Raw genomic sequence first — 22,357 nt, 5'->3', positions numbered from 1 at the left:
TGGTGGTCCAGAGGTAAGGCTTGCTGACTGGCGGAAGGAGGCATGGCGAAGAATCCAAGTGGCTGATGCACTTGATTCGTAGCACAAAGCGGCTCTTCGTCAAGCCGCCCCTAGCCGCTTGCAAAACGAACGGTCAGAGCTTCTCGCCGTTATTGATCGCCTGACTCAAGATCTCATACCACTGGTTCATCTCGCGCTCGCTGCCGAACTTGATCGTCCAGACTGGATGATCCACATCTCGAACGCTGACCGTGATCGTGCCTTCCCGCCTTGAGTTGTGCCAGTGCTTCTCCCAAGAGCGAACATCCATCAACGGGTAGATCTTTACTGTCCTGCCGGCACGAATCTTCAACCGCGACCGCTCAATCGAGATCGCCAAAGCGCCTTGTCGCCCAAAATAGGAGCGATCAAACTCCCGCCCAAAGGCCTCCCGCTGGTTGCGCAATCGGTCAGCCCGATTGACGGCAACGGCGACCAGCACCGCTGTGCCCAGGGCAAGCAAGATGAGAAACGTGCTAACGGTCATGTGAACTCCTGAGAACAGAATTGGACCATCGTGGATTGCCAACGGTGGCTATTGGACGCGGCCGGTGATCTTCCAAGTGCCGCCCACCTTGGTGAAGGTGTAGACCCCATCCATTTGATGACCAAAGTCCCGCTCCATGGCTTCAACCTTGGCACTTACGTCACAGGTGTAGCTGGGCGCACCTTCCGCCTTCGTGCACTGATTGCTCTCGAAGTCTTCGATGCGCGCCTCTTCATTGCTGTTCGCTTTGACGAACTGCAAAAAAGCGTGCTCCCGCTCAGTCTCAGCGGGGCCGCCGCCCGAGCAGCTGGCCAAACAGACCGACATCAGGCCAACCAGGGCCAAACAAAGCTTTGACATGTGCATCTCCAAAAGAGGAAGGGAAGAGCGCTGGGGATCCACCAGACCGACAGGTTCGGATGCCCTGATTGCCGGCATGCTCAATGACTGCAAGCCTCCGCACACCGGCAGGAATGACCGGTGTTGGTGCTTGGCAGTCGCAGTTGATTGGCTGACGGAACCATGTTACTGATAAAGTAACAGACAAGGCAAGTCGGAGACCTCATGCTCAAACACGTCATTGCATGTTTGTGGTCACATTTTGGATCTGGACGACGCTCGTCTCATCTTCGCCAACCGCCTCCGTCACGCGCGCCAGAAGGCCGAGCTGACCCAGGAAGCCTTGGGGGTTGCCGCTGGACTGGCACCTGAGGTGGCCAGGACGCGCATCAATCGTTACGAGAAGGGCGTCAACGAGTGCGATTTACGCACCGCCAAGCGCTTGGCCGATGCCCTCGGCATGCCATTGGCTGCTTTCTTCGCCGAGACCGATGAGGTGGCAGACGCCATCCAAGCGCTCGCCAAGCTCTCCGTCGAGGAGCAGCGAAAGGTCGTCGCCGAATTGCAGCTCAAAGCCCAGCGCAGCGATCCGCCTAGCCCATAGTGCATCGGACCTCGCTGCTGGTGTCTTGGCCTGTGTGCAGATCAGACAATTCCTACACAGATGCCAACACCCATCCGATCTGAGCGGGCGATGTGATCCTGTAATCTTGCGAGCGGACGGTCGTTTTCAAACAAGCCAGGGATCACAGATGGAAGGCAGCGCGTCATGACCGGCAAGATCAAGCTCAGTGTCGCCATCGCGCTCTTGCTCATCGCCCTCACCGCAGGGGTCTACCTCTCCGGTCAGTTGATCCTGATGCTGTTGAAGGTGGCCGGTCCCCTCACCGTCGGCACCTACTGGTCTTACGTCAAAGCGCTCGACCTCCCGCAGTTCGCTCCCTATGCCACCAAGATCAAGCTGGCTGGCGCCCTCGGCTTCGGTGTGCCGCTGCTGGCCTGGATCGCATTGCTGATCCCGCTGTTCAAGCGAAAGGTCGCCGCCTTGCATGGCGACGCGAGCTTTGCCTCCGGCAGTGATCTGGCCAAGAAGGACATGCTCAAACCGTCGCCAACCGGCATTGTGGTTGGGAAGCACGGTGGCAAGTTGGTGCGCCTACCTGGGCAACAGTTTGTGATCCTGGCCGCGCCCACGCGTTCGGGCAAGGGGGTGGGCATCGTCATCCCCAATTTGCTCGACTACCAAGGCTCGGTGGTGGTCCTGGACATCAAGCAGGAAAACTTCGATCTGACTTCCGGCTGGCGCAAGAGCCAAGGCCAAGAGGTCTTTTTGTTCAACCCCTTTGCCGAAGACGGGCGCACCCACCGCTGGAATCCACTGAGCTACATCTCGCCCGATCCCGCCTTTCGCGTGTCGGACCTGATGAGTATCGCGGCGATGCTCTATCCAGACGGCTCTGACGCCCAGAAGTTCTGGGTGAGCCAAGCGCGCAACGCCTTCATGGCGTTTACGCTCTATCTGTTCGATAGCTTGGACGATCAGATCAAGCGCAAGCACCCGAAAGACACCTGGATGTTCCCAACCCTTGGCTTGCTCTATCGCGTGTCGTCTGGGGATGGGAGCGACTTGAAGGGCTACCTTAAAAAGCTTTCTCAGCGCGACTTCCTGGGCCGCGACGCCAAGATGGCGTTCGACAATTTGCTCTCGCAAGCCGAAGAGACGTTCGCCTCGATCATGGGCACGTTCAAGGAGCCGCTCAACCAGTTCATCAACCCAATCCTGGATGCGGCCACCAGCGGCAACGACTTTTTGCTCACCGATGTGCGCAAGAAGAAGATGAGCATCTACATCGGCATCCAGCCGAACAAGCTGGCCGAAAGCCGCTTGCTGATCAATCTGCTTTTCAGTCAGCTCATCAACCTCAACACCAAAGAATTGCCGCAGAACAACCCGGCGCTCAAACACCAGTGCTTGCTGCTGATGGACGAATTCACGTCCATCGGCCGGGTCGACATCATTGCAAGCGCGGTGAGCTACATGGCCGGCTACAACATCCGCTTGCTGCCGATCATCCAGAGCATGGCGCAGCTGGACGCGACCTATGGCAAGGATGTCTCGCGCACGATCATCACCAACCATGCGTTGCAAATCGTCTACGCCCCACGCGAGCAGCAAGACGCCAACGACTACTCGGACATGCTTGGCTACACCACGGTGCGCAAGAAGAACAAGTCGCACACGAGTGGCAAGCAAAGCAGTGTGTCCTACTCCGAAACCGAGCAACGCCGTGCCTTGATGCTGCCGCAAGAGTTGAAAGCGATGGGCTTTGACAAGGAGGTCTTCCTCTATGAAGGCATCCCAAGCCCGGTGCTCTGCGAGAAGATTAAGTATTACGAAGATACCTACTTCACCAAACGGCTGCTACCAAAAGCCGAGGTGAAGAAGTTATCTGCCGCCGTCTCGGGCTCATGAAATTAGCTCTTGACGAAAAATTCCAAGCCATTGCCGGGAAATGAAGATGCCATTTGTAAATGAATTTATTCCTGAGCCAGATGTTGTCAAATACAACCTAGAAGCGATCGACAGAGACTTCGTGGTCGGTGGCACCAATGCGAGAGACTGGACAATTGATCGTGATCGCGACATGTATTTACGCAATGTCGCAAACGGTGGCGGCACTGAAATTGAAGTCAGAAACCAGACCAAATTTTCCTTCTATTGGCATGGAGAGCTTCTAACGCTGAGATTGGATTTGGTCGACGGTGGAGGCACGCGTGGTCAGCCCGGTTGGTCCCATTGGAGACTGATGTGGATCAATGGTGGAGATGGACTGCCTGAGCATCTCAAGGCTGACAAGGAGCAATTCATAGCTGACCTCAAAGAGGCCTTGCTTGCATACAAGGATTTTGGCGTCCATTCCAGGAACACGGACTACCACATCGTTTTTGAAGTCGATGAGGGGTGCTTGGTGTGAATGGCTCGATATCTGCCCAGGACGCAATCGATAGAATTCGTCAGAGCCCTGACGATTACCAAACACCAGAATCGCTGCGGTCGCTCGCCGCACAGGTGGATGCGAATGCCTCCGGCAAGGTCACTGTTCTTTATAGTGGCCCGGCAGCGAAGGACATCTGGTCGACTGATGTCATTGGATCGATGATCGATTCTGGTGAAGACATCCGGGTTATCGATAAAAGCCAGGCATCGAAGTTTCTGAATTCCCGTGAGTTCTATACCGCGCTCGCCGACATCTATGACATTTCGCCTCGTGAGCTGATAGACGGGTCTCATCGTGGGCCTGCCACAGAGTGGCTTTACCACCCCACGCAAGGTCCTTGGGCAGATGCGTCTGGACGGTTTGCAGATGCAACCGTAGGTGAGGTTCATGCCATCGTGGGCGACGCTCAGCCAAGCCGTGTCTTTGGCGAAATTGAAGTGCCTCGCATTCTTGCCAATCCAAACGTCACCTCGATTGAGGGCCTTCCACGTGAAGCGCTGGCCGGTGTGAAAGACCGGCTCGGTCAGCAAGCGGCCTTTGAGCTGATCGTGGCCCGTGCGCGTGAACACGAGGGCATGCTGCGCATTCCAGCCAGTGATGATGCGCTCCGCGAGAACAAAGTTCTGAGGCTCGACAACAGAGAGTATTTTCGCGGAACGGCCATTGAAGGAACATCAAAGGCGTTAGACCAGAGCACGCTTCCGCTCAGTCAGCGTATGAGTCCGCCAACCGAGCATGCCCAAGCGGGTCAGCAGCGCTGGGATGAGTGGCAGGGACGCAATATCCAGACCACGCCTGAGCCTGAGATCCCAGGCTTGCGTCGCGCCGGGATGACAGCAGGGCTTGCGGGTTTGGGCGTTGCCGCCACTGCCTACGATGCGTCGCAAACTGGAGAGCGTGTTGGCACGTTGTTGGCACAAGACAATCTCACCGCTGCGCGCTCAGAAGCGTTGCACTTTGCTGCCCGAGGCGCGGGCGGCTGGGCGGGGGGTGCTGCTGCCGCTGCCGTTGTGGGCACGACCGGCACCGGTCCGGTCGCGCTGGTGGTGGCCGATGGTTATCTGTTCAGTGCTGCTGCCGACAAGGCTGTGACGCTCTGGGACAACCGTCAGATCTATGCGCAGACCGACAAGCAGGGCGTGAGCTGGGAGTTCAACGGCAGCCAGTGGCTTCGCCAAGAAAAAGCAGACCTGCAAAACGATGGCGCGGATACCCCACAGAAGCAGGGCATGTTCGCGCTGCCTGAAAAAGCGCGCGAGCTGAACTATCACGCCAGTGGCGAAGCGACCGAGCAGGCGCTGGGCAAGGTGCAACCCAGTAATCCCTATGTGCAGCCATCCAGTGAGGCAGATGCGGCGCATCTCTATGCGCGTGATTGGCGGCATGATCCGGCAAGTGGCCAGTGGTCACGGATGATCGCCGACGAAGTCGATCGGAACGATCGACCTGTCTGGACGGTGGATCCGGCAAGCCCCGAGCGCAGTGCTGCGTTGGATCAGCAAGCAGCTCAGGTGGTGGACGCCAACATTGCCCGTGGCCCAGCTGCAATTGCGGCAACCTATCAAGCTGCCTATCAGCGCAATGGCTGGGAGGACTTCGGGCCTGTGCCAGCGGCCGTGCAAGCCGCCTTAAACCCAGACTCACTGCAAGCCTCGGACGGCAAGCAGTATCAGCGCGATACGCAAGGCCAGTGGCGGCATGACGGCGTTGCTGCCGAAGGCAATATTCCGTTGGAACTCAACGCGACGCGTGAACGCCTGCAGCCAGCCTTGGAGCAGCATGCGCAGGCAATGGCACAGATGCCCGCGCGGCAAACGCCAACCGCGCAGCAACAAGACCAGGCCAATACAGAAGCGACGTATGCCGCCTATGGCGTTGCGCCCAATGCCCAGACCGCAGGCGCGATCCAGCTTGCGGTGCAGAAGACCCGTGAGGCAAACGGGATTGATGCAGCGAACAGTTCTTTGGCATTGGAGCGTGATGCGACCGGCCAATATTCGGTGGACAGCCCCATCCAGCATTTGAGCCGTGACGCCGATGGTGTAGTGCGTGTTGCGGCAACCACCAGCACTGATGAGATCCATCAGGCATTTGGGCAGGTGCAATCAGTTCGGCAGGAGCAACCGCCTTCGACGGGTGCACCCGAGCGGCGCATTGACGCGCAATCGCCCCAAGAGCGCGATGCCTACGAGCAAGCCCTGCGGGAGGCCAATCGGCAGGGCGTTTCCACGCAAGAAGCGCAACAGGTTGCGAGCTTTGCGGCGACATCAGCTACTGATCCGCGTGTAGACGAAACCCAAGCGCCTCAGGCAGCCATTGATGCGCAGCGGGATCGAGACATTGCACGCGCCGCTGAGCAGCCTACTGTTGCTGAGGTCGGCACGCCTGCTCCGGTCGCGACTCCTGCATCCGTCAACGTGCCGCTGCCAGAAGACGTGCGCCCGGTTGCCAAGCCTACCGAACCGAAGCCCGAGTCTGTCCCACAACGCGAATCCCAAGAAACCCGAACACCTGAGGTTGCCGCACCCTCGGCAGCCGGCGCAGTCCAGCCGAAGGCAGAGGCAGTGGCGCCAGCTTCTGCAAGCGCATCTGTGTCGAGTGTCGGATCGCCTTCATCAGCTCTCACGTCTCGTGAGGAAACCCCAACCCAGGCAACTGTTCCAACGCCGTCGGCATCAGCTGAGGTGGAAGGGTTGCGCCTGGGCGACCGGGGACAAGAGGTCGAGTTCTTGCAGTATCGCTTGCAGCAAGCGGATGCCCGGGGTCCAAACGGTCAGGCCGTGCCGCAAGACGGGCACTACGGTCCAGAGACCGAACATGCCGTGAGGCAGTTCCAGCAGGACCAAGGTTTGCCGGCGACGGGCGTTGCTGGGCAAGATCTGGATGCGGCGTTGTCCCAAGCACAACACGCGCGCCGAGAAGCCTTGAAACCCACAGCGCCGGCATCGGCAAATGGATCAGTGGAGCAGGGTAGCGAGCAACAAGCCCGCGTAGTCACGCCACAGAACGAAGCGCCGTCGGCTGTTCCATTGCAGGCAACGCAGCCAGAGGTTGCGCAAGCGACATTGCCGGCAACGCCAACGCAGAGCGAAATGCCGGCACAGATCATCTTGCCTGAGCGCATGACCTCCTCCTATGTGTCATCGCCGAGCGTAGGTGGGGCTGGCGGGCGTTCAAGCCCAGATATGAACGACGAGGATCGGGCCGAGCAAGCGAGACCCTCCCAAGATGTCGCTCGGCCGGCATTTCCGTCTGACCATCGGGATTACGCGTTGTTCTCCGCCATCCAGGCTCAGCTCCCGAAGGGCACGTCCGATGGGAAAACGGCCGAAGTGCTCCATGCCGTCAAAGATTCAGGGATCGAGCGTGCGGATGAACTCCGCAAAGTGATCATCCAAGACGATGTCGCGTTCGTCTTTGGCAAAACGCCCGGGTTCCACTCGGAAACTGCGCTCAACACGCCATCGCCTGGCATCAATGAAACCTTGCAGAAGACAGAGGCATTGGATCAACAACGGGCGCAGGAGATGGTGCAATTCCAGCGCGAGCGCGAAGAAATCGACAAGAACCCTACGGGCCCCGTAATGACGCTTGCTGGCCACTCTCAACAGCAGGCGATGTCAGACGCGTCCAGTGGTGGTGGTGATGGGGGCGGTGGCTGACGTGATAGAAGCCTAGGATCGGCGTGATAACGATTGGGAGCAGCACGTGCTAAGTGATGTTGCCGCGTTTTGTGCGCTATCCGCCGTGGTCCGACTCCGCAATGCGTGGCTGCGCTTTGCGCAACGCACCTTCGCTTGACGCAAACCTTGGTTGCTGAAAAAGCAATAGCGTGGGGCTTGCAACCTTAGGTTTTGGCGCAAATGCCAACGCCAGATCAACAAAATGCAAATGTAATTTTAATGTCTGCGCGGGTAGCCTCGACTCACGCAAGTTGTGCAGTAGATCTCGAAGTGTAGGTGCTATGGATAGCGAGTCAGGTCAGACGGATGACGCAGAACAACCGCTCTTTCGCAAGCGAAAGGGGCCGGAGACAACTTCCACACTCGGCGACCTAAAAGATGCGTTTCCCTCGTCCATCCGGATCTGGATCGGCTGTGGCTGTGTGCTTTTCCTCTTGCTGGCCACGTTTGTTCTGACCGCGTCCTACTCCAAGCGGGAGCACGTGTCGGGCCAGATCATTTCGACGCATGGGCGAGTGGACATCCGCAGTGGAACGCCTGGCCTCATCCTTTCAACGACATTGAAGCCAAATGCGTTGGTCAAGAAAGGCCAAGTGCTTGCGGAGCTGTCAGCCGACATCACCGACGAAGCGGGTCGCTCTTTGTCCGATGAGACGATTAAGCGTGCGCTCACCCGATCAGAAGAACTGACCAAGGAGCAATTGCAAACGCATGACTTTTCCGGCCAGCGCGAGCGGGAACTGACGCGTCAAGTCGAAGAAACGAGCGGTGCGATGCAGGAAGTCGCTCGCAAGATCTCAATCTTGGAAAAGAAATACGCCAAGAACAAAGAACTGTTGAAGACCATTGAGCCGCTGCTTGCTGAGAAGTATGTGTCCAAATACACCTACCTCACCTACGAAAATGCCCTCTTGGATGCAGAGGCGGAGATTCAGGATGCCCGCGCGCAGCAGTCCACACTTCGCAATCAACGTGCCGCATTGCTGGGTGAGATCACCGAGATAAAGACAACGGCCAGCAGGCAAGCAAGTGAAATCGAGCGCGAGAAGTCCACGATCGAAGATCAAGTGGCCAGAGCCAAGTCTGACCGTCTGCAAACCATCACCTCACCCTTGAGCGGCAGTGTTGCAGCAATCTTTGCATCCCAAGGTCAGCGCATTGGCACCGACTCGATCATCGCGTCCATCACCCCAAGCGAGTCGGTGTTCGAAGCTGAAATTCTTATTCCTTCCAGGGCCATCGGACATGTGAATGTCGGCACCGAGGTGCTGCTCAACATCGCCGCATTCCCGAAAGCAAAGTATGGCGCCATCCAGGGGCGCATCGCATCGCTGTCGACGCAAACGAGTCCGCTCGGTGAGTTGGAGCGCCGCTATGGTCGCCAGTCGCCCACTGAGCCGGTTTACACCGCCAAGGTGGCCTTGCCTTATCAGACCATCGGAGTTGCCCAAGAAGCGAAGTCCTTCCTGCCGGGGATGGAAGTGGACGCGGAACTGATCTTGGAGGGCCGAAAGATCTGGGAGTGGATGTTTGACCCCTTCCAAACCATGGGATCACGCTTGACGGGTGAAAAGCGATGAAGGACGTCTTGACACCATCAGCCAATGGCGCTGCCGAGACGGATCGCTCTGCTGAACCAAGCCTGGTGTTCTCCTCGAAGCGCCGTGTGCCGCATATCCGTCAGACGGAGTCGAGCGAGTGCGGCCTGGCCTGCATTGCGATGCTGCTCTCCTACTACGGCCATGAAACGAGCCTCGGGGAGCTTCGCAACCGCTTTACGGTGTCGACCAGCGGGGCAACGCTCGCTTCGCTGATTGAAATCGCTGATGCCAACGGGCTTACAACGCGCCCGCTTCGCTTGGAGCTTTACGAACTGCCCAAGCTGTCGTTGCCTTGCATGGTCCACCTGCACCACGGGCACTTTGTCGTGTTGACGGCTGTGCGGGGCGGTCATGTGCATATCAGCGATCCCGCAACCGGCGTCAAGAAGATCAAGCTCGACGAGTTCGATGAGCTCTTTAGCGGCATTGCGTTGGAAGCGCATCCAGGACCGGCCTTCAAGAAGATCAAGAGCGTGCCATCGGTGTCGCTTCGCGATCTTGCAGGCTCGCTTCGGTCCCTGGTGCCCGCGTTCTGGGTTGTGGGCATCTTGGCGCTCTTCTTGGAAGGCTGTGCGCTGATTGCGCCGCAATATCTGCGACTGACCATGGATCAGGTGCTCAGCGTCAAGGACGATGGCCTGGTCACCACATTGGCGATCGGCTTTTCGATCGTGCTCTTGGTCCAACTCGTCTTGACCGTTGCCAGGAAGTGGACCTTGCTGTGGATCTCTTCCACCACCGGCTTGCGGTGGAGCAGCAACTTGTTCCGTCACTTGGTGTCGTTACCTCAGTCGTATTTCGTGAAGCGGCACACCGGGGATATTTCGAGTCGCTTTCAGTCGATCTACTCCATCCAGCAGTCACTCACGACGAAGATGCTGGAAGCGGTCATCGATGGGGTGATGTCTTTCCTCATGTTGTTGCTCTTGATGAGCTACGACGCGCCGCTTTCCTTCGCCTTGTTGGCTTTTACCATCGCCTATGTGGGTTCGCGTTACGCCTACTACGCCAAGCTCAAAGAGGCCAACCTCGACCAGATCAACATCGATGCACGCCGGCAAAGCTTGCTCTACGAAACGGTCCGAAGCATCCAGCCCATCAAGCTGTTCAACAAGTCAGCGCTCTGGGCGTCGCGCTTCACGAACTACAGCGCGAAAGCGACCAACGCGACAATCGGGGCCGAGCGGATCCGCATCGGGTTCGATTCTGTCCAGCTCCTCATCCAAGGCCTGTGCCGCATCTTTGTGATCTGGGAAGGCACCCGGTTGGTGCTCAGTGGGGATATGACGCTCGGGGTGCTGACGGTCTTTTTGATCTACGCGACACAGTTCAGCCAACGCAGCATCAATCTAGCCGATTACTTGATGCAGCTCCGGCTGCTTCGTTTGCACACAGAACGCATTTCAGACATCACCCACAGCGAGCCTGAGTCGTTTTTGCATGGTAACGGCGCGCTGGAGGATGCTGCGCCCGCTATTGCCATTGCTAACGGCTACTTCCGCTACTCATCCACCGACAAGTGGATCATGAGCGCCTTGCAGCTCAGGGCCCCGGCAGGCCAGGTGATTGCGATCGTCGGGAACTCAGGCGTGGGCAAGACCACACTCATCCGCGTTCTGGCGGGGCTTGAAGATCTTCAAGTCGGAGACTTCTTGGTCAATGGAGAGGATCTACGGAAGGTCGGTAAGTCGAGCTACCGGAGCAAGGTCAGCATCGTCATGCAGGGGGACAATCTGTTGTCGGGAACGCTGTCGGAAAACATCTCTATGTTCGATGAGCACATTGACCAGGAACGCCTCGTGCAGGCCGCGAAATTGGCATGCATTCACGATGATATTCAGCGTATGCCAATGGGCTTCAACACCAGAGTTGGCGACTTGGGAAATACGCTGTCAGGCGGACAAAAACAACGGATCTTCTTGGCCAGAGCCTTCTACAGGCGCACTAAGTTGTTGTTGATGGATGAGCCAACGACTGGGGTTGATGAGCAGATGGGCATACAGCTGATGAAGAACATCAAGAGCATCGGCGCGACTACAGTCATTGTGACGCACGACAAGAACATCTCTCGGATGTGCGACATGCACTATCTCTTCGTGGGCGGAACTCTAAGGCCCTTGATCAAAGAGCAGCCAAGAGCATCTGAAAAGAGCGATGCAGCGGAAACTACTGAAAAGTCCAAGCAACAATGAGCAATCAGTGCTTATGAATTAATTCAAAGGGAGGGGTGTTATTGAGAAGTCGATAGTGGGAATGACTAGGACAAAATTAAACACATAGTATGGAGTGCTGTAATGAGAGAGCTGAAAAATGAAGAGCTATTCTTAGTGGCAGGTGCCGCCGCCGCTGCGGATGTCGATCCAAGCGAGCCGCCCACGCTGCCGCCAGTGGTTGTTAACCCTCCGCCTTCGGGGCCACCGTCGCTTCCACCCTCTCCGCCGATTGAGTTCCCGACACCACCGCCCAGTGGTGGAGGCGGGGGTGGACTGCCGAATCCAACGGACAAAAATACGACGACTGATCTCGGAGCAGAGGTGGATATCCTCGTCAATAAGTCAGCAACCTTGGAAGGGCTGGTTCAGCTGGCGCAAGCGAAGGGTTTCAATATAGTGGCCACTGATGGTTATTCTCATACGGATCCTCTTGCTACTGGCGGTGGAACAGTTTACGTAAAAATGTATTCTAACCCCAGCGATACAGCATCCCAACTAACACATGAATTAGGGCATACGCTTTTCGATGGGGAGTGGAACACGGTTACAGATCGAGCATCAGCCATTAATATGGGTCTAGCAACTGAAGGTGAAGCAACAATCTACTCAATCGCGGTCCAGAGAGAGCTTACCGCACAGGGTGTCGCTTTCAACATTGCCGCAGATCCCGCCAATGTGGCTTCTTATAATGCGACATATGACGCATATCAGGCCGGTCAGATAAACTGGGACGCTGCTTCAGCGCAAATCGGCGAGTCTTTCAGGAATGGCGAGCATATTGATGTGAATGGAACTCCTGATAATAAGGCTGATGATATTAGCTATGAGCAATACTACGGGAACTATTGGGACAGTAGGAAACCCGCTGGGGGCTGATGGCATGGTGTATAGATATTAAATTTCAGAAGGTGGCTGGTATGTTTTTTTCAAAAAAAATGGCGTTTCTGGTAATCCTTAATTTTTCTGCGGCGATGAGTGCGCATGCTGAAAATAAGGACTCTCAATTGAATTTGGATGAGATCGTTAGTAAGTTTTATGATTCTGCTAAGCCGGTCAACTATGAAACTTTCCGTGATATCGGCCTCAGTGAATTTCGGCAAGTAAGTTCAAGCCGGTCATTGAACATTGCTTTTCGTTCAGCCGCGTTGAAGACAAAGGATCAATATGGAGTCTCCTTCGTTGAGTTCAGGGTTCCACCTGAGCTCGACAAAGGAGTGAGCTTTGCGTATATGGAATTGACGCCCGGACGCTGTTATGAGGTGTCTAAGATCAAGCAAAAATTTGCGCTCACTCCATACGTCTTGCCACCCAATCCCCATGCGCCACTCACCGACGTTAGTAAGGATGTCTTCTATAAAACCAATCTTGGTGAAACGTCGGTATATGTAAAGGCGAGCTCGAAGGGCGAGTGCTTGCTTGGTCTCACAAGAAGTCGAAACTAATAGGTTTTGCTGGCGCTAGCCAATTAGGCATCTATCTAATTGGCTAGCGCTGAGATGAGCAACCAACATGTTTAGTGTGAAACGATGAGTTTAAGCACTACATAGTCATAAGCAGCCGCTGTGGCATGGGAGGCGATAGCGTGATGGCACTACGGCTCGGGCCGCTCTCTCAGGGTGTTGCGAATGATGCGCGAGTAGACGAGGAGGGCAGGCACGCACATCAGGCAGATGCCGATGAAGAAAGTGCCATAGCCCTGGCTTTGTCCATGGAGCGTGGTGAGATAAGCCACTGCAAGGCCTGAGAAGCCGGCAAGCACCCTGCCGAAGATCGAGTAGAAGCTTGTTAGCCAAGCGTAGTGCTCTCCTGCCCGTCCGAGTGTGACTAGCTTTGACATGTAAGCAACCAACGCGATGCCGGTATAGCTACTGGCAAGGTTTTGAAGAATAACGCTAGCCCAAAGCAGCTCAACAGACCGCTCGTTGGACGAAAGCAAGGCAAGACCGAGGAGGGCAAGGGCTTGGAGAGCTGCGCCAACAAGAATGGTCGTGCCCAGAGACATGCGTCTCAAGCTGGTGCCTGCGGCCAAAATTCCGAGGAAGGCAGCAGGGATGGCTAGCCAGATGTGCAATGATCCGACCGCACTCTTCCCGATGCCAAGGGCATAGAAAAAAGGATTGATCATGGGACCCAAAAGAATGTCCGGTAGGCGATAGCAGCCGATGAAGACGATCACCGCGATCCATCCTTGCATCGTGGAGGGTCGAAGCGACACCAACGGAGCCCTCTGCTTCTCCGCACTCGTGGCATCTGGGGTGCGGTCGCTATCGGGATGGGATTGCAGAAAGAGCGTTCCGCAGATGGGCACCAACATCAGTGGCAGCAGAAGGGCATAAGCAACTTGCCAAGACAGCCGCGCTGCGAGCAAGAACACCAGACCGTCGCTTAGCAGAAGAGCAATGCGGTAGCCAAACTGATAGGCAGTGAGGAGCTTGGCTGGCTGCTGGTGCACTGCCTCCTGTTCGATGCGAAATGCATCGACTGAGGCATCCAGGGTCGCACCGCCAAAGGCGGCTGCGATGGAGCTCAATGCAATGAGCGGCAGACTACCGGTGACGACGCTCAGGACAAGGCCCAGGAGAGAGAGGGCGACCATGACCGAAGACAAGACAATCCAGCCCTGACGGTGCGCCATGGTGCCTCCAACGACCGGTGCACGGCGTTGGTCGAGATGGCGGGCCCATAGGAATTTGAGGGAGTAGGGAAGTGCGGTCCAAGCCAAGGCACCGATGACTGCGATCGAAAGCGATTTTTCGCTGAGCCAATAGCCTAAGGTGCTGCCGATCAGCGGATAAGGCAAACCAGAACCGAAGCCCAGGAACAAAAATCCAGTCCAGGCCTTAGTCGGCCTTGATGTCACTTCATGCATGGGCTGCAACTGCCTTGTCGCTTCGGTTCGTCCATTCGTATCAAGGAAGCAACGTGTCTTCCTCAGCCATCTTTGCGAAGTGTGTAAGCCTTGGTTCCAAGCATAGCGCCCGTCTTATCTCGCACCAAGCGATGCGCTTGCTTGAAGTGAGGGCGCAAGCGGTGCCGTAGTGCTTTGGCCAGGCGTCGGTGATGCCCTGGCATAGCCACGAAATCCAGGATCCAGAGTTGATCACCTTCGTTCCAGTCACTAATCGGCAAGAACGGGGGATCTTGCAGAACCAAATGATTAGCGGTTTCAGGCGTCAGATAAGCCCATAAGGCGTAGCCGGTCCAGACTCCATCTTCGTCTTCGATCGTGACGAGCTGGCCTAGGCGAATCGCAGGCCATAGCCACACATAAGCTGCTGCGATACTGAACCTCTTGCGGTCAGTCTTGAACAGGAGTTGCATGGCCAAGCCAAGCGCTTGCGCATCAACGGCATTAGGTTGCATAAGCTGTGGTTGAGCTAAAGGTTTGCGCTGCAACGGCAGCGTCTGGGAAGGTGAGCAGTGCGGCAGGAATTGTTGCACGCCCGTTCAAGCCTAGACCTACGAGGTAGCTGGTGGGTTCGCAGTCGACAAGCACGACGTTTCGATGGGCAGAACTAGTGATGCCGAGTGTCTCATCTGCGACTTGGGCACCGAAAAGCAGTGTTCCGCCACGCACGCGTGGCCCATCCAGCTGGACTGTATAGGCCACACGATGCGTATCAAAGAAATACAAAGCGGTGGACACGTGATCGCTTGCGTAGCCTAGGACAAGCCAGTGTGGTGGTAAGCCTCTCCAAACCCGTCGCGAGGCCGCTACCTCGGTTGCGATAAAGACCGAGACCCGCTCGGGTCCCGACGACCGATCGGCGAGGATCGACCGCACCAGCTTGATCGCGCGGCGCTTAGAGACGCGATAGGAAAGGCGTGGTCGTGGTCTCAGCCAGCGGTTGGCCGCACAAAGATGAAGATCTGAGTTCGGAAGTGCGCGCACGAAAGCTGCGATCTCCTCGCCAATCTGAGACCCCTGGGTTGCTTTGCCTCTGAGGTGGTCGGAGAGCCAATCGTGGCGTTCGTTGTGCTTTGTGGGCTGATCGAACGCATAGTCAATGCGCTGTTGCTCGCGGTAGTAGCGCGCAAGGAGCACTTTGAAATGAAACACCTCTGGGCTTGACTCAGGCAAAGCACACGCTTTTGCACAGTGATGGAGAAACGCAGCTTCCATGTGATGCTCGATCTGGATGAGCAGTTGATCGATGTTGGCGATTGTGTTGTCGAAGTGGGAATACTTCTTGAAGAAGTAGGCAAGCGATGGAAGCGAGTGGCGAACATCGCGCATCTCATTGCCGAAGAAATGACCATGTCCATCGGTGCCATGCTTCCAGCTGGGAACTGCGCGGAAGCCGCCGAAATCCAGGAACTGCGCGTTCAATGTGATGTTGTCGCTTGTCGGGCGCCCTGTCCAAAGGCGATGCGCGCGACTTGCGGCAATCTGCTCGGCAAGGCGGAGGTAGAGCTCAGACAAGTTAACGCCTAAGCCATTGGGATTGCCCGCATCGAGCTGCGCGTGTTCGTCGGCAAAGTGGATGGCATCTTTGACCCGCAGGCTATCTTGAAATTGATCGCTGTTTGCGCTGCCTGATGTTCCGAAATACAGGCTGCGCTCGAAATGCGCCAGGCGAAGGAAAGCGGGCCGGATTAGAATGGCGCAACGTTCCGGTTCGTCTGCATCGGTGCGTGCCAGGGAGAAGCCGGCATCGATGATGGCAACGATGGGGACTGCCCCGTGGGGGAGTTCTGCGTTGAGGATCTCGCTGGCGACTGCCTCGCGAATGGCATCGTAAAGATAGAGACAGCCATGCGAGTGCGACCAATCATGGGCCTCGGAGACCAATGGTGTGGGGCCGGTTCCTTTGGCGATGAGCATGCCATCGGAGCCACAGCGGCCACTCCCTCCGTGGATTGCCCCACCGCTCCCACCATAGCGATCAGCGCCCAGTGTCCGTCCGCCGAAGCTGCCGGCAACGCAGTGAGCTTCGAGGGAGGTCACGGCGAAGCGTTCAAGCAAGGACGCTGAGATGCTGGTCCGAGTGGGCTTGTCGTGGATGGCGATGCCCAAGTCATGAAACCAGCGCTCATTGAGCCAGAGCAAGGAAGCATCTACCAGCTTTCCCACTGGGAAGGGCACGAGCATCGAAGTGCCCACGCTGGCGAGGTTCAACAGGTTGGGGTCGTTCTTGTCATCCATGTCCCAGTAGTCATTGGGCATTTCGCGTCCTTCTTTCTGCAGTTGTTGCGACTTCGCGTTCGATCGGCTTTGGCGATGCTACCAACCTGACGGCAGTTCGTCCTGCTGCTGCTTGGATTTCCGAAAACCACGGGACATCACGGCTGCATAGACCATTGCCTTGAAATCGGCACAGGGCATTGCAAAATTAGATTCGTACAGGATCTATTCATCTTCTAGTATAAATATTAATCATACGTAGGGGGCGCAATTGCCGACCCAACCGTAGCGCGGAAATTCAAATAAATAATCAAACAGCAAGAGCGCACTTATGGTTTCTGCTTTGCAGAAACCGTGCGCCAACGCTCTGCGTTGGTGCGGTGGCTTTCGCCACCTCGTTGCTATGCTTCGCTAGGCAACACGGCCTCCTCAAAACCCTGAGATTCAAATCTCGTTGTTGTCGAGTTCGCTTATCTCTCGACAGGGGATGTTCTGCCGCTTCTTTGTGTGCTCCACAAACAGGAGTTTCACAATGGCGATTTATCACGCAACAATGAAGTCTTTCAGCCGAGCCAATGGCGACTCGTCGGTCGCAGCAGCAGCCTACCGAGCAGGGTTTGATCTGCTCGATACAAGCACGGGGCTTGGTCACAATTATTCCCACCGAGGCGGTGTCGATTTCCATCAGATGCTTGCACCGAAGGGCGCGCCTTCGTGGTGCTTCGATGCGCAGTATTTTTGGAACGCAAATGAATCAGCCGAAACCCGCAAGAACGCTCGCGTTTGCCGAGAAGTCGAGGTGTCGCTTCCGCATCAACTCGATCCACATCAACGAAGAGTGCTCGCTTTGGCGCTGGGTCAATTGCTCGTCGAGCGCTTCCAAGTCGCCGTGCTGGTTGCGGTGCACACGCCAAGCAAGCTTGGCGATCAACGCAACCACCATGTGCATTTGCTGATGTCAGCCAGAAAAGTCGGTCCGGGTGGGCTTGGTGAGCGCGCCTGCGCTGAGTTTGACGCCCGACAAGGCGGAGGAACGCGAGCGTTGCGGCAAATCCGCAAAGACATCGCAACGGTTATCAATGCGCATCTGAAAAATGCCGGCAACGCAGCTCGTGTGGATCATCGCAGTCTCCGAGCACAAGCGCAGGAGGCCGCGCGCAATGGGGAGTTTGAACGCGCCCGCGAACTCACGCGCCGGCCTGGCAAGCACTTGGGCAAAGCCAAAGTGGCGGTGATGCGCAAAACGAAGTTCACCGCAGAAGTCAAAGGTGCAGGTGGGAAAGCTGCGGCATTAGCGCTTTCAAGGGTTGTTGCTGAGCACATGAAAAAAAGTGGCAGCTTCGTGCATGAGGTGCCACCATCTCACAGTCATGCGGCTGCACTTCGGGATCGGGCCAATGCAAAAAAATCTGGATTAGAAGGGCGCACAGCGGTTGGGAGGGGTCGGTTGTCAGGCGCAGAGCGGGTGCGGCAGATCAAAGAGCGCTTGGCGCGTGCGCCAGCGCCAAGTTCAGGACTTTACACACCTTACAGCGGTCAGACCCGACATCTTGGTCGCGTGACGCGTCTGGCTCGGTCTTCGGGTCGGCCGGACTCGGAGGTCCTAAACCAAGAGGCGCAGCTCATCGAAGATTGGCTCGAAGCGCAACGAGAGGTCGCGCAGCAGTCTCTCGAAGTCTTGCGGCAGATCCCGGGTATCCAGATTGAAAACGAGTTCCAGCGGGCGCACTCCGCACTCATCTGCCGGCGGGTCGACAGCTACGCCACAAAGCCGTTCCTGTTCGAGGATACGGAGATGCTTGCTCGCTCAATCAGCAGGTATGCCCATACGCTGGTGCGACCCTACAAAGCGCGTGTGGCCGTGCTGGATGCGCAAGCCAAGCTTGTTGAGCAAGAAGGCAGCGGAGACGCGCAAGCGGTGGCGAGGGCACGCCAGCGTTTGGGGAGGGCGAAGGTGCATGTCTCTCCTCGCATCCAAGCCATTCAGCAATGGCGCATCAAGCGGGCTCGAAAGGCGATGGTGGAAGCGTCTGAGGCCTTGGAGAAGAATTTTGCCCCACAGCCGATCGAGGTGCTGACGCCTGAGGCATCTGGCGATGATGCGCTTCCACCACAGGCCGAAGGTGATGCCGGGCATTGGGAGTTGAAGTTTCGGCCACCGAAGCCAAGTCTATGACGGCTCAGATATTTCTGACCGTTGGCCGCGCAACAAACTGATGGCACGTCGGGGCGGCGAGCCTGAAGCTAGCGTTGTCGCAAAAAGTTCGCCAAATGATCGGAACAACGCCGACCGCCGTCGGCACCCGGCGCCGTGACTGAGGCTTCAACGCCAGCGACACAGGAGCCCTGCATGCAGGGCTCTTTTTCGTGTGCAGGACTCAGTAATTCGCTAGCCTTTAAGGCTTGCTTAAGGCGACTAACACACTAACCGTAGCGCCTGACGAACTCGTGGATGCGCAAGGAAATTCCACCGTGCTTGATCCAACCGGTGTAGGTCTTCTCCGCGCGCTCTACGAGTGGCCTCCATTCGGAGATGGTGCCGATCGTGTAGCCAGTGATCTTTTCTGGAAAGACCAGTTGGATCTTGCCTGGTTGCTTTTCTTCAGGCGTTCTAAACGTCGGTGGATCGTCTAGTTCAACTTTCTCGTTCTCATACTTTGTCAAACTAATGAGCGTTGCTGCTCGCGGTATGTCAGGCCAGTTTTCGTAAGCATAGATCTCAGGAGTTGGACTAGAAGAACGAGCTTCATTAAGCAGTTTTTGCCCTTCCAAACCTAGGTTGCGCGTCGCAACGACGACCCAAATTCGTGCATCCTTCCACGCATCGGGATCTTGCTTTACCGCTTGCAAAATGGAGAGGCCGCTTGGGTTGCTTGGAAGAAGCTTTGAGTTGCGTTCATTGATCAAGCGCTGGGCGGCATCTAGCATCGTTTTGGTGATGCGCTTTCCCCTGATCCAAGCCGCATCGAACCAGCTTTTCGCTTCGTGGAGGGGGCCTTCTTCTGCCACCTTGACGCCTAACTCTGTCCAATGGACAGACTCTCTCCCTACGATGCCTAATCCTCCTGCAGAAGCATTGGCGCTTCCGACGATCATTTCTTCCTCGCCGATGTAAGCTTTGGCATGTAGTCGATCCAAAGTTTTTACTTCGACGTTAGGAAGCTTCATGAGCTGTCTGACCTCATCGGGCGATGAGCCACCTTGGCTCAGTTCAAGCAGAATGCGGGATGGCTGCGCGCGATCATGGAGCCCTAACTCCTTCGAAGCGCCCTTACCCCAAAATGCAACAGCTAAGTCGAGCTTCCCTGCTTGCTCGCGAACCCATGTCACAAGTTCCTGCTGATCCTTGATGAGCTTTGTCATCCGCTCCTCCTTGATAATGTCGTTTTTGAGAAATACACCCGTCGTTAAAGCATGCTCTTGAGCTTGGCTACATATGCTTATTGCGTGCACGCCATGGGGCACTGACTAGCCAGAACACCAACGCAAGACAATCAGAAAAAAGACAATGAGCGCGATCCAAGCTCCTGCGCCCATACGTTTAGGTGAGCTAGTTTTGCGAGGTCCCGGTGATACTTGATGAGAGCTGGGGCGGGGCGCGGACCCAGTTGGCCTTGGAACAGCCTGAGGCGTCTGTCGCTGCATCCTTTGAAGGACTTGAGCGTTAGGAGTGCTCGGCGGGGGAAGTGGCTTGGGAGCTTGTTGGCTCGTGCTCCGAGGAACTGTATTTCCCGCTCCACCCATACCCTTGAGGATGTTTTCATTTCGACCAGCGGTAACAACAGGTGCTTTCCCGCCGCGCAATCGGAAGCGTGCTTCTACCTCTGTAAGTTGCTTGATCTGACCTGGATTTTCGATGCTAATGCCGATGCTGACATACGATATCTTCCCAGCTTGACCGTGATAGGGCGGCTCTACCAGTCCAGTCACGCTGACCCAACGTCCATTCCAGCTGCTGTTGGGCTCCGAGGGGAACTGCCGCAATGCCTCAGACCAAATTGAAAGTTTTACGGACTTGCCTGTCCAATCGCCAAAATTGATGAAGATGAAAGGCTTTTTGTTCCTGCCGTATCGTTTTTGAGTGACATCAACGATCCTGCCAATCAACTCCACGCGGCTGCCGACCTGAGCTTCGACTTGGGCAAAGTTCGCCGCATCACAGACCGTATAAGGGCTTTGGTAGGCAATGTCTTTGGGCTTACCCTGTGGGTTGAACACAATTGTGTTCGGTCCCAGTCCGCGCTGAACACGGAAGTCGGCAAGTGTCGGAACTTGATCAAAAGGCCCATCCGCAAGCTGCGCAAGCGACTGCGCCGGGACCGTTAGCCCCGGAAGGCCTAGAACCTGATTGAAGATGACGGAGGTGCCGGGGTCAAGGAAGTCGTTCCGCCGAAAAACGATAGCGCTGGGTTCGGAGTTCGAGGCTTTCCAAAGTCCCGGAGATACGGCCAGGGCCTGTAAAGCGACATCAAGTGTGATGAAAGAAAAGCGATCAAGCTGCTCGTTGAAATTGGACGCCGTGCGCTTAGGGTGCTGGAAGTTGGCTTGGCCAAGTTCAGTTGCACCACTCCCACGTAGTGCTTCGACAAACATGCCGTCATAGTCAATGAGCTGGACGGAACTACCGTCTGCGTTGACCATCAGGTTCTCAGGCTGAATGTCGCCATGAGCAATCTGCTGTGCTTCCAAATACGCGGAAAGAGCTGCAAGCGCCTGACGAAGCTTGGTTAGCGCAGCAGCATTTCCGTGGTTGCGTTCCAAGAACTCGGCAAGCGTGGTGCCCTGAGCCCACTCCATTTTGACGATGGGGTAGAGGTTCCCATCGATCAGGATCCCGTTAGGGATGAAATCGAACGGCAGGAAGTAGGGACTCGCAAGTTGCTTGAGTCGGAGTGCAATGGCCTGATAGCGCTGTTCCAGATCGTTGGATTTTTTGTGAAAACAACGTAGCGCAAAACGCTTTCCGCCCGTATCAACCGTATAGGTAAGTGCAAAGCCGCCACACAAAGCCAATGGCAACCCCAGTCCGGTGGTCCGCAACTGCCCGGCTCTAAGCTGTGGATCTTGAATCGCACGCGCAGGCGCTTGTAGTGCTTCGTTGTATTTCTCAAGCGATGGATAGTTCATAGATGTCCGGCGCCAGTCAACGCGGCGATGATGAGGGTGGTGTCATCCCGCCTCATGCTCCCTTTGGTTCGCTCTTCTTCGACAAGGCTGACAAGCTCTTCCAACTCCCTGACAGCATGAAGTCGTTCAAGGGCAGTGGGATCACTGCGCTCCTGGTGTTCAAGCAGCCACGCGGCTAGCGCGTCTGTCATGCACAAGAGAAGCCGATATCCAGAGGTTTCGTACGGCCAAGCAACCTCAGTCCGGACCCCATTGCCATTTTCAAATAAGGGGGCATTGAGATCGGGCTTGGTGCTGATCAATGTTGGATGAAGGGAGAACTGCTCCGAGCTTTCATAGGGCGCGCACGCGAGCATCTGCTCACCATCTGTGAGTGCGGCAAACGAATCGCCAATCGCCGTGACCCTGATCTGTAGCTGTTCGGCCTCGTCTTGTGCAACAAGCAGGGTGCCGAAGCTGCCGCGCTCATAGGCAGCAGCCTTCGACCAAGACAGATTTGGCGCGTCATGGAGCGCTTCGTATTGCCGCGTGGATGTGGCTATCGCATCAGACAGATTGGCAGGGTGCTCTAAGAACTGGTCCACAAGAAGCGCGGCCCAGTTCTTGGCGTCGAATGATTCGGATGCACCGTCAGACAGCACGATGCGTCCGGACGCCGCTGCCAAACGGTAGGCGTCTTCATTGGCTTCCGGCGCGTCCAAATGTTTGGCAACAGAGCCGTCGAACAAGATCTGGATGGGCATG

The 22,357-nt window shown here is 56.3% G+C and carries 17 protein-coding genes; 9 read left to right on the top strand and 8 right to left on the bottom strand.

The features are described from left to right. Positions 1-133: 133 nt before the first annotated feature. Both M0D43_RS03315 and M0D43_RS03310 read right to left on the bottom strand, forming a co-directional pair. Positions 134-526 (bottom strand): hypothetical protein, encoded by a 393-nt coding sequence (locus M0D43_RS03315; RefSeq protein ID WP_039446093.1) that lies wholly within the window; start codon positions 524-526, stop codon positions 134-136. Between the two features lie 48 nt (positions 527-574). After that, the gene (locus tag M0D43_RS03310) at positions 575-892 is read right to left on the bottom strand and encodes a hypothetical protein (protein WP_006449057.1); all 318 of its coding nucleotides are present in this window, start codon (positions 890-892) and stop codon (positions 575-577) included. A 235-nt stretch (positions 893-1,127) separates the two neighbouring features. Here M0D43_RS03310 and M0D43_RS03305 point away from each other — a divergent pair, with 235 nt between their 5' ends. From M0D43_RS03305 to M0D43_RS03270, 8 genes are all read left to right on the top strand, one after another. Beyond that, the gene (locus M0D43_RS03305; RefSeq protein WP_017172667.1) at positions 1,128-1,469 is read left to right on the top strand and encodes a helix-turn-helix domain-containing protein; all 342 of its coding nucleotides are present in this window, start codon (positions 1,128-1,130) and stop codon (positions 1,467-1,469) included. Between the two features lie 165 nt (positions 1,470-1,634). Then, on the top strand, positions 1,635-3,338 hold the full coding sequence (locus M0D43_RS03300; RefSeq protein WP_260807924.1) for a type IV secretory system conjugative DNA transfer family protein: 1,704 nt from the start codon (positions 1,635-1,637) through the stop codon (positions 3,336-3,338). A 40-nt stretch (positions 3,339-3,378) separates the two neighbouring features. After that, positions 3,379-3,840, top strand: coding sequence for a hypothetical protein (locus M0D43_RS03295; RefSeq protein ID WP_017172619.1), 462 nt, complete (start codon positions 3,379-3,381; stop codon positions 3,838-3,840). Next, the gene (locus M0D43_RS03290; RefSeq protein ID WP_313905550.1) at positions 3,837-7,526 is read left to right on the top strand and encodes a peptidoglycan-binding protein; all 3,690 of its coding nucleotides are present in this window, start codon (positions 3,837-3,839) and stop codon (positions 7,524-7,526) included. The genes M0D43_RS03295 and M0D43_RS03290 overlap by 4 nt, the downstream gene beginning before the upstream one ends. Before the next feature lie 302 nt (positions 7,527-7,828). Beyond that, positions 7,829-9,127: an HlyD family secretion protein gene (locus tag M0D43_RS03285; protein WP_252163538.1), complete on the top strand. Its 1,299-nt coding sequence runs from the start codon at positions 7,829-7,831 to the stop codon at positions 9,125-9,127. Continuing rightward, positions 9,124-11,340: a peptidase domain-containing ABC transporter gene (locus M0D43_RS03280; protein ID WP_252163537.1), complete on the top strand. Its 2,217-nt coding sequence runs from the start codon at positions 9,124-9,126 to the stop codon at positions 11,338-11,340. The genes M0D43_RS03285 and M0D43_RS03280 overlap by 4 nt, the downstream gene beginning before the upstream one ends. Positions 11,341-11,442: 102 nt before the next feature. Continuing rightward, the gene (locus tag M0D43_RS03275; RefSeq protein ID WP_150114915.1) at positions 11,443-12,237 is read left to right on the top strand and encodes a hypothetical protein; all 795 of its coding nucleotides are present in this window, start codon (positions 11,443-11,445) and stop codon (positions 12,235-12,237) included. A gap of 41 nt (positions 12,238-12,278) precedes the next feature. Then, on the top strand, positions 12,279-12,803 hold the full coding sequence (locus M0D43_RS03270) for a hypothetical protein (protein ID WP_074053159.1): 525 nt from the start codon (positions 12,279-12,281) through the stop codon (positions 12,801-12,803). Positions 12,804-12,952: 149 nt separating this feature from the next. Here the strand turns inward: M0D43_RS03270 and M0D43_RS03265 are convergent, their stop codons facing one another. From M0D43_RS03265 to M0D43_RS03255, 3 genes are all read right to left on the bottom strand, one after another. After that, positions 12,953-14,230, bottom strand: coding sequence for an MFS transporter (locus M0D43_RS03265; RefSeq protein ID WP_029221016.1), 1,278 nt, complete (start codon positions 14,228-14,230; stop codon positions 12,953-12,955). 62 nt (positions 14,231-14,292) lie between these two features. Further along, positions 14,293-14,724, bottom strand: coding sequence for a toxin-activating lysine-acyltransferase (locus M0D43_RS03260; protein ID WP_126215781.1), 432 nt, complete (start codon positions 14,722-14,724; stop codon positions 14,293-14,295). Then, positions 14,714-16,528: a protein adenylyltransferase SelO family protein gene (locus M0D43_RS03255; RefSeq protein ID WP_252163534.1), complete on the bottom strand. Its 1,815-nt coding sequence runs from the start codon at positions 16,526-16,528 to the stop codon at positions 14,714-14,716. Before M0D43_RS03255 ends, M0D43_RS03260 begins: the two co-directional genes overlap by 11 nt. Positions 16,529-17,018: 490 nt before the next feature. Between M0D43_RS03255 and M0D43_RS03250 the strand changes: the two genes are divergently transcribed. Next, positions 17,019-18,662: a MobA/MobL family protein gene (locus tag M0D43_RS03250; protein WP_252163533.1), complete on the top strand. Its 1,644-nt coding sequence runs from the start codon at positions 17,019-17,021 to the stop codon at positions 18,660-18,662. A 248-nt stretch (positions 18,663-18,910) separates the two neighbouring features. Here M0D43_RS03250 and M0D43_RS03245 read toward each other — a convergent pair whose 3' ends face one another. The 3 genes from M0D43_RS03245 to M0D43_RS03235 form a co-directional block, all read right to left on the bottom strand. Then, a complete protein-coding gene (locus M0D43_RS03245; RefSeq protein ID WP_252163532.1) occupies positions 18,911-19,849 on the bottom strand; it encodes a phospholipase D family protein in 939 nt (312 codons plus the stop codon). Positions 19,850-19,954: 105 nt separating this feature from the next. Then, positions 19,955-21,613 (bottom strand): protein kinase family protein, encoded by a 1,659-nt coding sequence (locus tag M0D43_RS03240; RefSeq protein ID WP_252163531.1) that lies wholly within the window; start codon positions 21,611-21,613, stop codon positions 19,955-19,957. Further along, positions 21,610-22,356, bottom strand: coding sequence for a hypothetical protein (locus M0D43_RS03235; RefSeq protein WP_252163530.1), 747 nt, complete (start codon positions 22,354-22,356; stop codon positions 21,610-21,612). Before M0D43_RS03235 ends, M0D43_RS03240 begins: the two co-directional genes overlap by 4 nt. Position 22,357: the final 1 nt, after the last annotated feature.

Source organism: Xanthomonas prunicola (assembly GCF_025266575.1).
Taxonomy (GTDB): domain Bacteria; phylum Pseudomonadota; class Gammaproteobacteria; order Xanthomonadales; family Xanthomonadaceae; genus Xanthomonas; species Xanthomonas prunicola.
The sequence above is the reverse complement of the archived record's forward strand: the minus strand, read 5'-3'. Positions and strand labels throughout refer to the sequence as shown.

Coding starts and splice junctions, on each gene's coding strand:
- M0D43_RS03265 (WP_029221016.1), bottom strand. CDS start 14,230: ATGCATGAAGTGACATCAAGGCCGACTAAGGCCTGGACTGGATTTTTG.
- M0D43_RS03300 (WP_260807924.1), top strand. CDS start 1,635: ATGACCGGCAAGATCAAGCTCAGTGTCGCCATCGCGCTCTTGCTCATC.
- M0D43_RS03280 (WP_252163537.1), top strand. CDS start 9,124: ATGAAGGACGTCTTGACACCATCAGCCAATGGCGCTGCCGAGACGGAT.
- M0D43_RS03255 (WP_252163534.1), bottom strand. CDS start 16,528: ATGCCCAATGACTACTGGGACATGGATGACAAGAACGACCCCAACCTG.
- M0D43_RS03295 (WP_017172619.1), top strand. CDS start 3,379: ATGAAGATGCCATTTGTAAATGAATTTATTCCTGAGCCAGATGTTGTC.
- M0D43_RS03275 (WP_150114915.1), top strand. CDS start 11,443: ATGAGAGAGCTGAAAAATGAAGAGCTATTCTTAGTGGCAGGTGCCGCC.
- M0D43_RS03285 (WP_252163538.1), top strand. CDS start 7,829: ATGGATAGCGAGTCAGGTCAGACGGATGACGCAGAACAACCGCTCTTT.
- M0D43_RS03245 (WP_252163532.1), bottom strand. CDS start 19,849: ATGACAAAGCTCATCAAGGATCAGCAGGAACTTGTGACATGGGTTCGC.
- M0D43_RS03235 (WP_252163530.1), bottom strand. CDS start 22,356: ATGCCCATCCAGATCTTGTTCGACGGCTCTGTTGCCAAACATTTGGAC.
- M0D43_RS03240 (WP_252163531.1), bottom strand. CDS start 21,613: ATGAACTATCCATCGCTTGAGAAATACAACGAAGCACTACAAGCGCCT.
- M0D43_RS03260 (WP_126215781.1), bottom strand. CDS start 14,724: ATGCAACCTAATGCCGTTGATGCGCAAGCGCTTGGCTTGGCCATGCAA.
- M0D43_RS03310 (WP_006449057.1), bottom strand. CDS start 892: ATGCACATGTCAAAGCTTTGTTTGGCCCTGGTTGGCCTGATGTCGGTC.
- M0D43_RS03250 (WP_252163533.1), top strand. CDS start 17,019: ATGGCGATTTATCACGCAACAATGAAGTCTTTCAGCCGAGCCAATGGC.
- M0D43_RS03270 (WP_074053159.1), top strand. CDS start 12,279: ATGTTTTTTTCAAAAAAAATGGCGTTTCTGGTAATCCTTAATTTTTCT.
- M0D43_RS03315 (WP_039446093.1), bottom strand. CDS start 526: ATGACCGTTAGCACGTTTCTCATCTTGCTTGCCCTGGGCACAGCGGTG.